Here is a 14,303-nt window from a genome sequence, read left to right as displayed (position 1 = left end):
CGAGACGCACGGTCACCACACTAGGCCGCCGAGGGCTCCGACGGGCAGCGCTCTCCGTGTCTTGCCCGAATGAGACCTGGCCACCCCTCACGATCTGGTATGCGCCGAACGGGTGATGTCTCCCGGGGCGGAAAGGGGCTATTCGGCACTCTCGGGAAGAGGGACCGCGGCCTCCAGGGCGGCGTCGGGTCCCTGTTCGAGCAGGATCGAGAAGCCTTCCTCGTTCAGAACCGGAACTTTCAGCTGCATCGCCTTGTCGTACTTCGAACCAGGGTTTTCCCCCACCACGACGAAGGAGGTCTTCTTCGAAACGGAACCGGTCACCTTCGCTCCGAGCCGCTGGAGCGACTCTTTTGCGCCATCCCTGGTGAACTTCTCCAGGGTGCCGGTGACCACGACCGTGAGCCCCTCCAGCGGGCGCGGCCCCTCGCCCTCGCCGCCGCCCTCGTCCTCCAGCGCGACTCCGGCGGCCCGCCACCTGCGGACGATCTCGCGGTGCCACTCCTCGGCGAACCACTGCTTCACCGCCGCCGCGATGATCCCGCCGACCCCGTCGACGGCCGCCAGCTCCTCCTCGCTCGCCCGCTCGATCCGCTCCAGGGAGCGGAACTCGCGGGCGAGGGCCGCCGCCGCGACCGGCCCCACGTGCCGGATCGAGAGCCCGTTGATGAAGCGGGCCAGCGGGCGGGTCTTCGCCTGCTCGATGTTCTTCAGCATCGCCAGGGCGTTCTTCTTCGGCTCGCCCTTCTGGTTGGCGAAGACGGTGACGATCTTGTCCTCGCCGGTCTTCGGGTCCCGTTTGGGCAGGCCGCTGCTCGGGTCGAGGACGTACGTCTTGATCGGCAGGAGCCGCTCGATGGTGAGGTCGAAGAGACCGCCCTCGTCCGCGAGCGGCGGCTCGGACGGCTCCAGGGGCCCGGTCAGCGCCGCGGCGGCCACCATGCCGAAGTGCTCGATGTCCAGGCACTGCCGTCCGGCCAGGAAGAAGAGCCGCTCGCGCAACTGGGCGGGGCAGGTCCGGGCGTTCGGGCAGCGGAGGTCGATGTCGCCCTCCTTCATCGGCTTCAGCGGCGTCCCGCACTCGGGGCACTCGGACGGCATCACGAACTCCCGCTCGCTGCCGTCCCGCAGGTCCGCGACCGGCCCGAGGATCTCCGGGATGACGTCGCCGGCCTTGCGCAGCACGACCGTGTCGCCGATCAGGACGCCCTTGGCCCTGACCACCTCCTGGTTGTGGAGGGTGGCGAACTCGACCTCGGAACCGGCCACGGTCACCGGCTCCACCTGCGCGTACGGGGTGACGCGGCCGGTGCGGCCGACGCCGACCTTGATGTCGACCAGCCTGGTGTTGACCTCCTCCGGCGCGTACTTCCAGGCGATGGCCCAGCGCGGGGCGCGGGCCGTGGAGCCCAGCCGGCCCTGGAGCGGGATCTCGTCCAGCTTGACGACGACGCCGTCGATCTCGTGCTCGACGGAGTGCCGGTTCTCCCCGAAGCGCGCGATGAACTCCCGCACCCCGTCGAGCGTGTCCACCACCTCGTTGTGCCGGGCGGTGGGCAGGCCCCACCCGTGGAGCAGCTCGTACGCCTCCGAGAGCCGGGCGATGTCGAAGCCCTCGCGGGCGCCGATGCCGTGCACCACCAGGTGGAGCGGGCGGGAGGCGGTGACCTTCGGGTCCTTCTGGCGGAGCGAACCGGCGGCGGCGTTCCTCGGGTTGGCGAAGGGCTTCTCGCCGGCCTCGACCAGGCGGGCGTTGAGCCCGAGGAAGGCCTCCATCGGGAAGTAGACCTCGCCGCGGACCTCCACGAGGTCCGGGATCCGGTCGCCGCTCAGCCGCTCCGGGACGTCCACGATCGTGCGCACGTTGGGCGTGATGTCCTCGCCGGTGCGCCCGTCGCCGCGGGTCGCGGCCCGGGTGAGGCGTCCGTGCTCGTACGTCAGGTTCACGGCCAGGCCGTCGACCTTCAGCTCGCACAGGAAGTGGTGGTCGGGCGTGCCGACGTCCCGGGCGACGCGCTCGGCCCAGGCGGCCAGTTCCTCGTCGTCGAAGGCGTTGTCGAGGGAGAGCATGCGCTCGCGGTGCTCGACGGCCGTGAACTCGGTCTCGTACTGCCCGGCGACCTTCTGGGTCGGCGAGTCGGGGGTCCGCAGCTCCGGGTACTCCTCCTCCAGCGCCTCCAGGGAGCGCAGCAGCCTGTCGAACTCGCCGTCGCTGATGACCGGCTGGTCCTTCACGTAGTACCGGAAGCGGTGCTCCTCGATCCGCTCGGCCAGGTCCGCGTGCTTCTCCCGTGCCTCGGCGGGCGGGGCCCCCTCGTCGACTGCCACCTTCGTCCGTCCTCCCGTACCTCGGTCCTCGGTCACTCCGGGTTGTCCGCGAGCGACTTCGCAGCCCGGACGCAATGGGCGAGCGCCGCGCGGGCGTGGGCGGGCGAAGCGCCCGCGAGCCCGCACGTGGGGGTGATCACCACGGACTCCGCGAGGGTCCCCGGATTCAGCCCCAGCCTGCGCCACAGCGTCCTGACACCCATGACGCTACCGCCCGGGTCCGACAACGGGCCGTCGGTGGACGGCACCACACCGGCGAAGAGCTTCGTGCCGCCCTCCACGGCCTCCCCGATCGCCTCCTCGTCACGCTCGGTGAGCAGTCCGAAGTCGAAGGAGATCCCGGCGACTCCGGTCCGGCGCAGCAGCGCGAAGGGGACGTCGGGGGCGCAGGAGTGGACGACCACCGGCCCGTCGTGGACCGCGGCCACGTCCCGCAGGGCGCCCTCCACGACCTGCCGGTCCACGGCCCGGTACGTGCGGTAGCCGCTGGCGGTGCGGACCCGACCGCTCAGCACGGCGGTGAGCGAGGGCTCGTCGAGCTGGAGGACCACCCGGGCGCCGGGCACGCGCCTGCGCACCCCGGCCAGGTGCTGCTGGAGTCCTTCGGCGAGCGAGCCCACCAGGTCCCGGCAGGCGCCCGCGTCGCCGAGGGCGGCCTCGCCGCCGCGCAGCTCCAGGGCCGCGGCGAGCGTCCAGGGGCCCACCGCCTGCACCTTGAGCGCGCCCTCGTACCCCTGGGTGAACTCCTCCAGGGCGTCGAGGTCCTCGCCGAGCCAGGAGCGGGCCCGCCGGGTGTCGCGGCCGGGCCGGTCGCTGATCCGCCAGCCGCTCGGCTCCACGTGCGCGTACAGGTCGACGAGCATCCCGATCGTCCGGCCGGTCATGTCGGCGCCGGGCCCGCGCGCGGGCAGCTCCGCGAGGAACGGGAAGTCCTCGAAGGAGCCGGTGACGGTCTTGGCGGCCTCGCGGGCGTCGCCGCCGGGCAGGGACCCGACGCCGGTGGCGGGGCCCCAGGGGAAGTCGTTCTTCTCGGTCGTGTCGCTCACCCGGGAAGCGTACGTCCCGGGGGCCCGGCCCTCTCCGTCAGCGTCCCGGGCCGCCCGGCCCCGCTCCCGCCGTCGCTCCGCCCGTCGTCCCGACGTCAGCGTCCCGGGCGGACGGTGAGGTCGTTGATCTCGGCGTCGCGCGGCAGGTCGAGCGCGGTGAGGATCGCCGTCGCGACCGACTCGGGGTCGATCCACCTCGACGGGTCGTACTCCTTGCCCTCCTGCTGGTGCACCTTCGCCTGCATGGGGCTGGCGGTGCGGCCCGGATAGACCGAGGTGACCCGGACGCCGTGGGCGTGCTCCTCGTGGCGCAGGGAGTCCGCGAGGGCCTTCAGACCGTGCTTGGAGGCGGCGTACGCGCCCCACTCGGCGTGCGCGGCGAGCCCGGCGCCCGAGTTCACGAAGACGACGTGGCCCTGGGAGACCCGCAGTTGGGGCAGGAAGTGGCGGGTGAGCTCGGCCGGGGCGACCAGGTTCACGTTCAGCTGGTGGTGCCAGGTCTTGGGGGTGAGCTCGCCGACCGGCCCGAGGTCGACGACGCCCGCGACGTGCAGCAGGCCGTCCACCCGGTCGGGCAGGCTCTGGTGCGAGAACGCCCAGGACAGCCGGTCCGGGTCCGCGAGGTCCCCGACGAGGGTGCGGGCGCCGGGGAACTCGGCGGCGAGCTCCTTGGCCCGCCCCGCGTCGCGCGCGTGGAGCACGAGGTCGTCCCCGCGCGCGTGGAGGCGGCGCGCGACGGCCGCGCCGATGCCGGAGCCGGCTCCGGTGATCACATGAGTAGCCATGGCCCCATGCTCGCATCAGCGGGAGGCGGTCCCCGCGCCCGCGCCCGTACCGGAGGGGGCCGGTCCCCGTACCGGCCGGCCCCCGCGCTCGCGTCAGCGGGAGGCGATCTCCGCCTCCAGGTGCGCGAGGGCCGCCGCGCCGTCGTCGGCGAAGAAGACGAGGTCGGCGAGGGGGATCGGGAGGAAACCTTCCTCCTCCATGCGCCGGAACTGCTCCTTCAGGCCGTCGTAGAAGCCCGCCGTGTTGAGCAGGACGACCGGCTTGCGGTGCTTGCCGTGCTTCTTCAGCTCCAGGATCTCGGTGGCCTCGTCGAGGGTGCCGGTGCCGCCGACCATGACGACGATCGCGTCGGACTTGGCGAGGAGGAGCGCCTTGCGCCGCGCGAGGTCCTCGGCGACGACCATCTCGTCGGCGTTCGGGCGGGCCTTGTGGGCGAGGAAGTCGACGGAGACGCCGACGATCCGGCCGCCCGCCTCCTGGACCCCGTCCGCGACGACCTTCATCAGGCCGGTGTCGGAGCCGCCCCAGACGAGGGTGTGCCCCGCCTTGCCGAGCAGGGTCGCGAACTCGCGGGCCGGGGCCGTGTACCGCTCGTCGAGCCGGGCGGCGGAGAGGAAGACACAGATGTTCATGGCTTCACCGTAGGCGGTCGCGGAAGAGGTCCGGCGGGCGGCGATGAGTTCTCGGGGCGGCCCCGGTCTGCCCTGCCATGGACGAGGTGAGCAGGTTCGGGGGACGGGTCACGTCACGGGACGGGACGCCGGTCGCGTACGAGCGGTACGGGGACGGGGACGGGCCGCCGCTCGTCCTGGTGGGTGGAGCGCCGGGGGCGGCGGCGGGCGAGCGGGCGCTCGCCGGGCTGCTCGCCCGGAGCTTCCCGGTCGTGGCGTACGCCCGGCGGGGCCGCGGGGGCGCGGTGGAGCGGGAGATCGAGGACCTGGCGGCCGTCCTGGCGGCGGCGGGCCCGGGGGCGGCCGTGCACGGCGCGGGCGCGGGCGGCGCCCTCGTGCTCGCCGCGGCGGCGGCCGGGCTGCCGGTGGGCACGGTGTCGGTGTACGAGCCGGCGCCCACCGGCGCGTCCCTCGGGCGGGTCTCCGCGCGCGTGCTCGTGGTCGACGGGGGCGCCAGCCCGGCGGAGGCCCGGCGCGCGGCCCGCGCCCTGGCGGCGGCCCTCCCCCGGGCCCGGCACCGCACCCTGACGGGCCAGACCCACGAGGTCGCCCCGCACGTGCTGGCCCCGGTCCTGGCGGGGTTCCTGGCCGAATCCCTCGCGGAGGAGCGGGACCTTCCGGGCGGGTCCTAGGGCGTGTGTCGAAAGTAGCGCCGTCTGCCCGGAGGGCAGGCCCGGCGGTGTCCGGGGCCGTGCGTCGCGGGGCGGAGGAGGGAGGCGACGCGGAGCGCCGGCGACCGGCGACGACGCGGCGGGGCGCGGCACCGGACGCCGCGGGCCCGGCGTGATCGGCCAGACACGCCCTGGCCTTGGCCCATGATCACATGTGCCGTGCGGTACACGATCGGCCCGAGGAAGATCGAGGCCTTCGAGCGGTTCGGCCGCCGCTGGACGGAGCTGGTGCGGGCCCGCGGCGGCACGCACCACGGCTGCTTCCTCCCGGCGGAGGGCGCGAGCGACGGGGCCCTGGCCCTGTTCGGTTTTCCCGGCCTGGCCGCCTACGAGGAGTACCGGCGGCTTTTCGGCCGGGACCCCGAGTTCATCGAGGCGGACCGCATCCGCGACGAGAGCGGATGCGTGCTGCGTCACGAGCGCACCTTCATGCGGCCGCTGCTTCCCGGCGACCTCGCGGCGGCCGACACCGACACCGACAGCGTCCCCTGGCCGGCGACCGGAGATCCGGAGGAACCGCCCGGGGCCGGGGACCGGGGCCTGCCGGGCCCCGGGCGGTGACGCGTCAGGCGGTGGCCGGCTCCGTCGTCCGCCGGGTCGTCGTCGCGATCGTCGCCGAGCCCACCACGCGCGTGCCGTCGTACAGCACGATCGCCTGGCCGGGGGCGACGCCCCGGACCGGCTCGTCGAAGGAGACCCGCAGCTCGCCGTCCTCCATCGCCGCGCTCACCGGCGTCTCGCCGCCGTGGGCGCGGAGCTGGGCGGTGTAGCGGCCGGGGCCCTCCGGGGCGGTGCCGCACCAGCGGGGCTTGATCGCGGTGAGGGCGGTGACGTCGAGGGCCTCGACGGGGCCGACCGTGACCGTGTTGTTCACGGGCGAGATGTCGAGGACGTAGCGGGGCTTGCCGTCCGGGGCCGGGTGGCCGATCCGCAGGCCCTTGCGCTGGCCGATGGTGAAGCCGTACGCGCCCTCGTGGGTGCCGACCTTCGCGCCCGCCTCGTCGACGATGTCGCCCTCCGCCTTCCCGAGGCGGGTGGCGAGGAAGCCCTGGGTGTCGCCGTCGGCGATGAAGCAGATGTCGTGGCTGTCGGGCTTCTTCGCGACCGCGAGCCCGCGCCGCTCGGCCTCCGCCCGGATCTCGTCCTTGGTGGTGAGGGTGTCGCCCAGCGGGAACATCGCGTGCGCGAGCTGCTTCTCGTCGAGCACGCCGAGGACGTAAGACTGGTCCTTGGCCATGTCGGAGGCGCGGTGCAGCTCGCGGGTGCCGTCCTCGTGGAGGACGACGGTGGCGTAGTGGCCGGTGCAGACCGCGTCGAAGCCGAGGGCGAGCGCCTTGTCGAGGAGCGCCGCGAACTTGATCTTCTCGTTGCAGCGCAGGCAGGGATTGGGGGTGCGGCCGGCCTCGTACTCCGCGACGAAGTCGTCCACGACGTCCTCGCGGAACCGCTCGGCCAGGTCCCACACGTAGAAGGGGATGCCGATGACGTCGGCGGCCCGGCGCGCGTCGCGGGAGTCCTCGATCGTGCAGCAGCCGCGCGCTCCGGTGCGGAACGACTGCGGGTTCGCGGAGAGGGCGAGGTGCACGCCGGTGACGTCGTGGCCCGCCTCGGCGGCACGGGCGGCGGCGACGGCGGAGTCCACTCCGCCCGACATGGCGGCAAGGACGCGAAGGGGGCGCTGGGGCGGGGTCTGAGTCATAGCCCCACCAGGGTACGGGGCGCCGGGAACCACCGTCGCGGGAGTAAGCGTTCTCGATGGCATGGGGAGCAAGGGGAACAAGGCGGTGGGGCGGCGTGCCGTCCTGCTCGGCGGCGGGGCCGCCGTGGTGGGCACGGCCGTGCTCGCCCGGGAAGAGCTGGCGCGCGCCTGGTGGCGGCTGCCGGGGACGCGGCGGAAGAGGGTGGAGGGGGAGCTCGACCACGCGTCCGCCGAGTGGACGTCGGCGGCGCGGGCGAACTGGCGGCGGGCGGACCGGCCGGACGACTACACGATCGACCGGGTCGTGATCCACGTCGTGCAGGGCAGCTACGCGACCGCCCTGAAGGTCTTCAAGAACCCGGGGCACGGGGCCGCCACGCACTACGTGGTCCGCAAGGACGGGCACGTGGCGCAGATGATCCGGGAGCTCGACGTGGCCTTCCACGCCGGGAACCGGGACATGAACGAGCGGAGCGTCGGCATCGAGCACGAGGGCTTCGTCGACCGGCCGCAGGACTTCACGGCGGCGATGTACGAGGGGTCGGCGCGGCTGACGGCCGACATCTGCGCCCGGCACGGGATACCCGTGGACCGGGAGCACGTCATCGGTCACGTCGAGGTCGAGGGCACCGACCACACCGATCCCGGACCGCACTGGGACTGGGACCGGTACATGCGGCTCGTGCGGGAGGCCTCGAAGAGGCCCGCGTAGCCCGCGCGGGCGCGCGCCGGGGTTCGTCCGGGGCCGGCCGCCGGGGCTCCCGCCGGAAGGGCCCCGGCCCCGGGTCCCCGGGCGGGACCGGTACGCCGGCAGGACCCCGGAGTCCCGGGCGGGGCCCGGAGCCCCCCGGGCCTCAGGTGAGGCCGGCCGTGCGGGCCCGCTCCACCGCCGGGCCGATCGCGTCGGCGACCGCCGCCACGTCCTCCTTGGTGGAGGTGTGGCCGAGGGAGAAGCGCAGGGTGCCCCGGGCCAGGTCGGGGTCGGTGCCGGTGGCGAGCAGGACGTGGCTGGGCTGGGCGATGCCGGCGGTGCAGGCGGAGCCGGTGGAGCAGGCGATGCCGGCCGCGTCGAGCAGCAGGAGCAGCGAGTCGCCCTCGCAGCCCGGGAAGGTGAAGTGGGCGTTGGCGGGGAGCCGGTCGACCGGGTCCCCGCCGAGGACCGCGTCGGGGACGGACGCGCGGACGGCGGTGACGAGCTCGTCGCGCAGGGCGCCGACCTCGCGGGCGAACTCCTCGCGCCGCTCGGCGGCGAGCCGGGCGGCGACGGCGAAGGCGGCGACGGCCGGGACGTCGAGGGTGCCGGAGCGGACGTGCCGCTCCTGGCCGCCGCCGTGCAGGACGGGCACGGGGGTGTGCTCGCGGCCCAGGAGCAGGGCGCCGATGCCGTAGGGGCCGCCGATCTTGTGGGCGGAGACGGTCATGGCGGCGAGCCCGGAGGCGGCGAAGTCGACCGGAACCTGTCCCACGGCCTGGACGGCGTCGGCGTGCAGGGGGACGCCGTACTCGGCGGCGACGTCGGCGAGTTCGCGGACCGGCATGAGGGTGCCGATCTCGTTGTTCGCCCACATGACGGTGGCCAGGGCGACGGTCTCGGGGTCGCGGGCGATCGCCTCGCGCAGGACCTCGGGGTGCACCCGGCCGTGGCGGTCGACGGGCAGGTACTCGACCCGCGCGCCCTCGTGGACGGCGAGCCAGTCGACGGCGTCGAGGACGGCGTGGTGCTCGACCGGGCTGGCCAGGACGCGGACGCGGCGGGGGTCGGCGTCGCGGCGGGACCAGTAGAGGCCCTTGACGGCGAGGTTGTCGGCCTCGGTGCCGCCGGAGGTGAGGACGACCTCGCTCGGCCGGGCGCCGAGGGCGACGGCGAGGGTCTCGCGCCCCTCCTCGACGGTCCGCCGGGCCCGCCGTCCGGCGGCGTGGAGGGAGGAGGCGTTGCCCGTGACGGCGAGGTGGGCGGTCATCGCCTCGATCGCCTCGGGCAGCATGGGCGTGGTCGCGGCGTGGTCGAGGTAAGCCATGGTGGGTCGATTCTACGAGCCCGCCGGGGCGCTCCCGGCGCCTGGCCTGTTTACGCCGTCGCCCCGCCCGGACGCGCCGCCGCCCCCGTCCCCGTGCGGCAAGGACGGGGGCGGCGGCGGCCGGACCGCGCGGGACCCGGGGGCTCAGCCGCGCGGGGCGCGGGCGAGCTGGCGGGACTGGGCGACCAGGCGGTCGGCGCTGTCCCAGACCTCGGCGTCCTCCTCCAGGAAGCCGCCGGCCAGGTTGCGGGTGGTGATGGAGACCCGCAGCGGGCCGGGGGCCGGGCGGCAGCGGACGTGGGTGGTGAGCTCGACGGTCGGCGTCCAGCCCTTGAGGCCCAGCTCGAAGGAGGTCGGCGGCAGGGCGTCGACGGTGAGCAGCAGGGAGAGGGCGTCGGGCTCGCGCCCGTCGGCGAGGCCGAACCAGGCGCGCATCTCGCCCTTGCCCGAGGGGGCGCCGATCGCCCAGCCGACGCAGGCGGGGTCGAGGCGGATGTCGAGCCGCTCGGTGATGGCGGAGGAGCCGGGGAGGTCCGGGGCCGGGCCGTCGGAGGTGCCGAAGCAGTTCTCGATCGGGGCCATCGCCGGGGGCGTCGCGCTGGTGCGGACGTCGTCGGGGAGGGCGTCGAGGTCTCCGTACGAGGCGAGGACGCGGATGCGCTCGACCTCGGTGCCGTCCTCGGCGTACTGGAAGAGCGAGGCCTGCCCGGTGGAGAGGGTCCGGCCGGTGCGGACGGTCTCGGTCCGGATCACCGCGGGGCCGGGCGCGGACGGCGTGAGGTAGTGCGCCGAGATCGTGAACGGGTCGGGGTGCGGGAGGTGGTGGCCGAGGGCGCGGCCGAGCAGGGCGAGGAGGTAGCCGCCGTTGACGGCGTGGATGATCGTCCAGCCGGCGGAGAGGTCGGCGTCGTAGACGCCGGGCTCCCGGAGGGTGACGGCGGTGTCGCGGTCGAACTCGTTCGTGACGACGGCGTGCGGACCGGCGTTCGGCTCGGTGCTCGTGCTCATGGACCCGAAGGTACCGCAGGTTACTACTGAGCGGTAGCTTTCTCCGGCTCCTCGCGGGTGGAGGAGCGGCGGTTCCAGGCGCGGGGCGCGCGCCAGTGGTAGCGCATCGCGAGGAGGCGGAGCGCGAAGGCGGTGAGGACGGCGGCACCGCTCGTGAAGGCGTTGAGGGCGTCGAAGCGGATGCAGAGCACGACCATCGTCGCGCCCACGATCGCCGGGACGGCGTAGAGGTCGCGGTCCCAGCGCAGCAGCGAGGGCACCTCGTTGGCGAGCACGTCGCGCAGGACGCCGCCGCCGACGGCGGTGGCGAGCCCGAGGGCGGCGGAGGAGGTGAGGCCGAGGCCGTAGTCGTACGCCTTCGTCGTCCCCGTCACGCAGAAGAGGCCGAGCCCGGCGGCGTCGAACACGTTGACGGCGGTCTGGGTGCGCTCCACCTGCGGGTGCAGGAAGAAGACGAGGACCGTCGCGACCAGGGGCGTGAGGAAGTAGCCGAGGTCGGTGAAGGCGGCGGGGGGCACGGCGCCGATGATCAGGTCGCGGAAGAGGCCGCCGCCGAGGGCGGTGACCTCGGCGAGGACGGCGATGCCGAAGACGTCGAAGTTCTTCCGGACGGCGAGGAGGGCGCCGGAGATGGCGAACACGAAGATGCCGACGAGATCGAGGGCGTGTTGGACGGAGGGGGTGAACAGGTCGTGGAGCACCGGCCCATTGTCCTGGTCCGGAACCCGTGCCCCTTCCCTCCGGGGGGCCGGGAGAGCCGGAAGGCCGGAGCGGCCGCGATGCGGCGGCTCCGGCCTTCCGGTCGGCGCGTGCTACTTCTCCGACGCCTCGGGATCGTCCGACGCCTCGGGCCCGGCCTTCTCGGGCTCCGGCTCCACGGGCTCCTCCCGCACATCGGGCCCGGCCTTCGCGGGCTCGTCCGAGGCCCCGGGCCCGGCCTTCTCGGGCTCCGGCTCCGGCTTCGCCTCCACCGGCTCGTCCGACGCCCCGGGCTCCGCCTTCCTGCCCGACTCCGGCTCCGGCTCCGGCTCCGGCCCCGACCCCGACTCCGGTGACGTACGGGCCGCCGGGATCGTGTCGGTCTTCCCGGCCGGCACGATCGCGACCGCCTCCGTCCGCTTCACCGTCCCGGCCTCGATCCCGGCCGCGAAGTGGCAGGCCACCTTGTGCCCGTCGCCCAGGTCCACCAGCTCCGGACGCTCCGTCGCGCAGCGGGTCTCCTGCTTCCACGGGCAGCGCGTGTGGAAGCGGCAGCCCGTCGGCGGGTTGGCCGGCGACGGCAGGTCCCCGCGGAGCAGGATGCGCTCGCGGCGGTCCTCGACCTCCGGGTCCGGCACCGGCACCGCCGACATGAGCGCCTTGGTGTACGGGTGCTTCGGCGCCGCGTACAGCGCGTCGCTCGGGGCCTCCTCGACCAGCGCGCCCAGGTACATGACCCCGATGACGTCCGAGATGTGCCGGACGACGGCGAGGTCGTGCGCGATGACCAGGTAGGTCAGGCCGAGCTGCTCCTGGAGCTCCTCCAGGAGGTTGATCACCTGCGCCTGGATCGACACGTCGAGCGCCGAGACCGGCTCGTCGCAGATGATCACGTCGGGTTCGAGCACGAGCGCCCGCGCGATGCCGATGCGCTGGCGCTGTCCGCCGGAGAACTCGTGCGGGTAGCGCGAGAGGGCGTTGGCGGGGAGGCCGACGCGGGCGAGGATCTCCTTGATCCGCTCCCGGCGCTCGTCCTGGTTCGCGCCGATGCCGTGCGCGGCCATGCCCTCGCTGAGGATCGACTCGATGTTCTGGCGCGGGTTGAGGCTGCCCAGCGGGTCCTGGAAGACCATCTGGAGGCGGCGGCGGAACCGGCGCATCTCCTCGTCGGGCAGCTTGGCCAGGTCCGTGCCGTCGAGGACGATCTCGCCGTCGGTGACGTCGACGAGGCGCAGCACGGCCCGGCCGAGCGTCGTCTTGCCGCAGCCGGACTCGCCCACGAGGCCGTACGTCTGGCCGGCCTCGACGTTGAGCGAGATGCCGTCGACGGCGTAGACGTGGCCGACCGTGCGGTTGAAGAGGACGCCCTTCCGGACGGGGAAGTGGACCTTCACGTCGTTGAGTTCGAGCAGGCTCATGCCGGCACCTCCGACTCGGCCTGGGCGGGGAGGACGGGGTTCACGCAGCGGACCCGGTGGTCCTTCGCGCGCGGTTCCGTCAGTTCGGGCGTGCCGGTCAGGCACTCCATCGTGTAGGAGTCGCAGCGGGGCGCGAAGGCACAGCCGTCGGCCCAGGCGATCTTGTCGTTGATGGATCCGCGGATGGGCCGCAGCGGCTCGCCGCGCGGGGCGTCCAGGCGCGGGATGGAGCCGAGCAGGCCGTGCGCGTACGGGTGGGTCGGGTGCGCGAACAGTTCGCGGCGGGCCGCGGACTCCACCGCCCGGCCCGCGTACAGCACGTTGACCTGGTCGCAGAGGCCGGCGACGACACCCAGGTCGTGGGTGATCATCAGCAGGGCGGTGCCCTCCTGGTCGACGAGCTCCTTGAGCAGTTCCAGGATCTGGGCCTGGATGGTCACGTCGAGCGCGGTGGTCGGCTCGTCGGCGATGAGCAGCCGGGGCGCGCACGCCACGGCCATCGCGATGAGCGCGCGCTGGCGCATGCCGCCCGAGAGCTGGTGCGGGTACTCCTTCAGGCGCCGCGCCGGGTCGGGGATGCCGACCCGGTCGAGCAGGTGGGCGGCCTCCTTGCGGGCGGCCTCGCCCTTCATGCCCCGGTGGCGCCGGAGGATCTCGGTGACCTGGACGCCGATGGGGACGACCGGGTTCAGCGAGGAGAGCGGGTCCTGGAAGATCATCGCGAGCCGGCTGCCGCGCATGTCGCGGATCGCCTTCTCGCTCAGGCCCAGCAGGTCGGTGCCGTCGAAGACGGCGCGCCCGCCCACGGTGACGCCCTTGCGCGGCAGCAGGCCCATCAGGGCCAGCGAGGTCACCGACTTGCCGCAGCCGGACTCGCCGACCAGGCCCACGACCTGCCCCTGGTCGACGTCGAAGGAGACCCCGTCCACCGCGGTGGACGGCGTGCGGCCCCGGCCGCCGAAGGTGACGGTGAGTTCTTCAACCGAAAGAAGTGCCATGGGACTTCAGCCTCGCAGCTTCGGGTCGAGGGCTTCGCGCATGGCCTCGCCGAGGAGGGTGAAGCCGAGGGCGGTGATGATGATCCCGACCGCCGGGTAGACGGCCATCATCGGCTCGTTGTCGAAGAACCGCTGCGCCTGGGAGAGCATGACGCCCCACTCCGGGATCGCCGGGTCGGGGTTGCCGAGGCCCAGGTAGGAGAGGGCCGCGGCCTCGATGATGGCGGTGGCGAGGCTGAGCGTCGCCTGCACGATGACGGGGCTCAGCGAGTTCGGCAGGATCTGCGTGACGACGATCCGCTTCTTCCGCACGCCGAGGGCCTTCGCGGCGAGCACGTAGTCCGCGCCGCCCTGGGCGAGCATCGAACCGCGCAGCAGGCGGGCGAAGATCGGGATCTGGACGACGCCGACGGCGATCATCACCGTGGTCAGGGACTGGCCCATGACCGCGGCGATCGAGACCGCGAGGAGCAGCGACGGCAGGGACAGCATGATGTCGATGAAGCGCATCACGACGGTGTCGATCCGCTGGCCCGGCTTGCCGCCGAGGGTCGCGGCGGCGCCGGAGAGCATGCCGACCAGCGCGCCGACGACCAGGCCGATGAGCATCGAGACCACGCCGACGAGGAGGGTCTGCCGGGCGCCGACGAGCATCCGGGAGAACAGGTCGCGGCCCAGGTGGTCGAGGCCGAACCAGTTCTCGCCCCGCATGCCGACGAACTTGCCCTGGTTGGCGAAGACTTCGCCGCGCCAGGTCTGCGCGGTCGGCGAGTAGGGCGCGAACCAGGGGCCGACGACGGCGATCAGGGCGAACAGCGCGATGACGACGGCGCCGATGACGGCCATCTTGTTCGCCCGCAGGCGCCGGAAGGCCTCGCGCCACAGGCTGGCGCCGACGGTGGCCTCGTTCCGCTGGGTGAGCGCCGCGAGGCGGTCGATCTTCTCTGTCTTGGTGCTCACG

The 14,303-nt window shown here is 73.8% G+C and carries 14 protein-coding genes; 3 read left to right on the top strand and 11 right to left on the bottom strand.

All coding sequences use genetic code 11. The annotated features are described in order from the left end of the window. Positions 1–138 precede the first annotated feature (138 nt). The 4 genes from ligA to ACIQKA_RS14720 form a co-directional block, all read right to left on the bottom strand. Positions 139–2,328, bottom strand: a complete 2,190-nt coding sequence (ligA, locus tag ACIQKA_RS14735; protein ID WP_402541127.1) for an NAD-dependent DNA ligase LigA — start codon at positions 2,326–2,328, stop codon at positions 139–141. Between the two features lie 32 nt (positions 2,329–2,360). After that, positions 2,361–3,374 (bottom strand): methionine synthase, encoded by a 1,014-nt coding sequence (locus ACIQKA_RS14730; RefSeq protein WP_383157608.1) that lies wholly within the window; start codon positions 3,372–3,374, stop codon positions 2,361–2,363. A 95-nt stretch (positions 3,375–3,469) separates the two neighbouring features. Continuing rightward, on the bottom strand, positions 3,470–4,159 hold the full coding sequence (locus ACIQKA_RS14725; RefSeq protein WP_383157605.1) for an SDR family oxidoreductase: 690 nt from the start codon (positions 4,157–4,159) through the stop codon (positions 3,470–3,472). Between the two features lie 93 nt (positions 4,160–4,252). Continuing rightward, a complete protein-coding gene (locus ACIQKA_RS14720; RefSeq protein ID WP_383157603.1) occupies positions 4,253–4,792 on the bottom strand; it encodes a TIGR00730 family Rossman fold protein in 540 nt (179 codons plus the stop codon). Between the two features lie 77 nt (positions 4,793–4,869). Here ACIQKA_RS14720 and ACIQKA_RS14715 point away from each other — a divergent pair, with 77 nt between their 5' ends. Further along, entirely contained in the window at positions 4,870–5,463 is a 594-nt protein-coding gene (locus tag ACIQKA_RS14715) for an alpha/beta hydrolase (protein WP_391096759.1), read from the top strand. A 183-nt stretch (positions 5,464–5,646) separates the two neighbouring features. After that, positions 5,647–6,063: an NIPSNAP family protein gene (locus tag ACIQKA_RS14710; protein ID WP_402541123.1), complete on the top strand. Its 417-nt coding sequence runs from the start codon at positions 5,647–5,649 to the stop codon at positions 6,061–6,063. 4 nt (positions 6,064–6,067) lie between these two features. Here the strand turns inward: ACIQKA_RS14710 and mnmA are convergent, their stop codons facing one another. Beyond that, positions 6,068–7,201 carry a tRNA 2-thiouridine(34) synthase MnmA gene (mnmA, locus tag ACIQKA_RS14705; protein ID WP_383157597.1) on the bottom strand — a complete coding sequence of 378 codons (1,134 nt, stop codon included), beginning with the start codon at positions 7,199–7,201 and terminating at the stop codon, positions 6,068–6,070. Between the two features lie 61 nt (positions 7,202–7,262). On the opposite strand from mnmA, the gene ACIQKA_RS14700 reads away from it, so the two are divergent. Then, positions 7,263–7,913 (top strand): N-acetylmuramoyl-L-alanine amidase, encoded by a 651-nt coding sequence (locus ACIQKA_RS14700; protein WP_383157595.1) that lies wholly within the window; start codon positions 7,263–7,265, stop codon positions 7,911–7,913. A 142-nt stretch (positions 7,914–8,055) separates the two neighbouring features. Here ACIQKA_RS14700 and ACIQKA_RS14695 read toward each other — a convergent pair whose 3' ends face one another. The 6 genes from ACIQKA_RS14695 to ACIQKA_RS14670 form a co-directional block, all read right to left on the bottom strand. After that, complete coding sequence (locus tag ACIQKA_RS14695) at positions 8,056–9,219, bottom strand: aminotransferase class V-fold PLP-dependent enzyme (protein ID WP_391096757.1); 1,164 nt, start codon at positions 9,217–9,219, stop codon at positions 8,056–8,058. A 144-nt stretch (positions 9,220–9,363) separates the two neighbouring features. Beyond that, positions 9,364–10,227 (bottom strand): thioesterase family protein, encoded by an 864-nt coding sequence (locus tag ACIQKA_RS14690; RefSeq protein WP_383157591.1) that lies wholly within the window; start codon positions 10,225–10,227, stop codon positions 9,364–9,366. Between the two features lie 23 nt (positions 10,228–10,250). Next, positions 10,251–10,928, bottom strand: a complete 678-nt coding sequence (locus ACIQKA_RS14685; protein ID WP_383157588.1) for a trimeric intracellular cation channel family protein — start codon at positions 10,926–10,928, stop codon at positions 10,251–10,253. Between the two features lie 111 nt (positions 10,929–11,039). After that, the gene (locus ACIQKA_RS14680; protein ID WP_402541119.1) at positions 11,040–12,344 is read right to left on the bottom strand and encodes an ABC transporter ATP-binding protein; all 1,305 of its coding nucleotides are present in this window, start codon (positions 12,342–12,344) and stop codon (positions 11,040–11,042) included. Continuing rightward, positions 12,341–13,342, bottom strand: a complete 1,002-nt coding sequence (locus ACIQKA_RS14675; protein ID WP_383157584.1) for an ABC transporter ATP-binding protein — start codon at positions 13,340–13,342, stop codon at positions 12,341–12,343. The genes ACIQKA_RS14680 and ACIQKA_RS14675 overlap by 4 nt, the downstream gene beginning before the upstream one ends. 6 nt (positions 13,343–13,348) lie before the next feature. Beyond that, a complete protein-coding gene (locus ACIQKA_RS14670) occupies positions 13,349–14,302 on the bottom strand; it encodes an ABC transporter permease (RefSeq protein WP_383157581.1) in 954 nt (317 codons plus the stop codon). Position 14,303: the final 1 nt, after the last annotated feature.

Origin of the sequence: Streptomyces sp. NPDC092045 (assembly GCF_044756005.1) — a bacterium.
Classification (GTDB): domain Bacteria; phylum Actinomycetota; class Actinomycetes; order Streptomycetales; family Streptomycetaceae; genus Streptomyces.
This window is presented reverse-complemented; position numbering and strand designations above follow the sequence as displayed.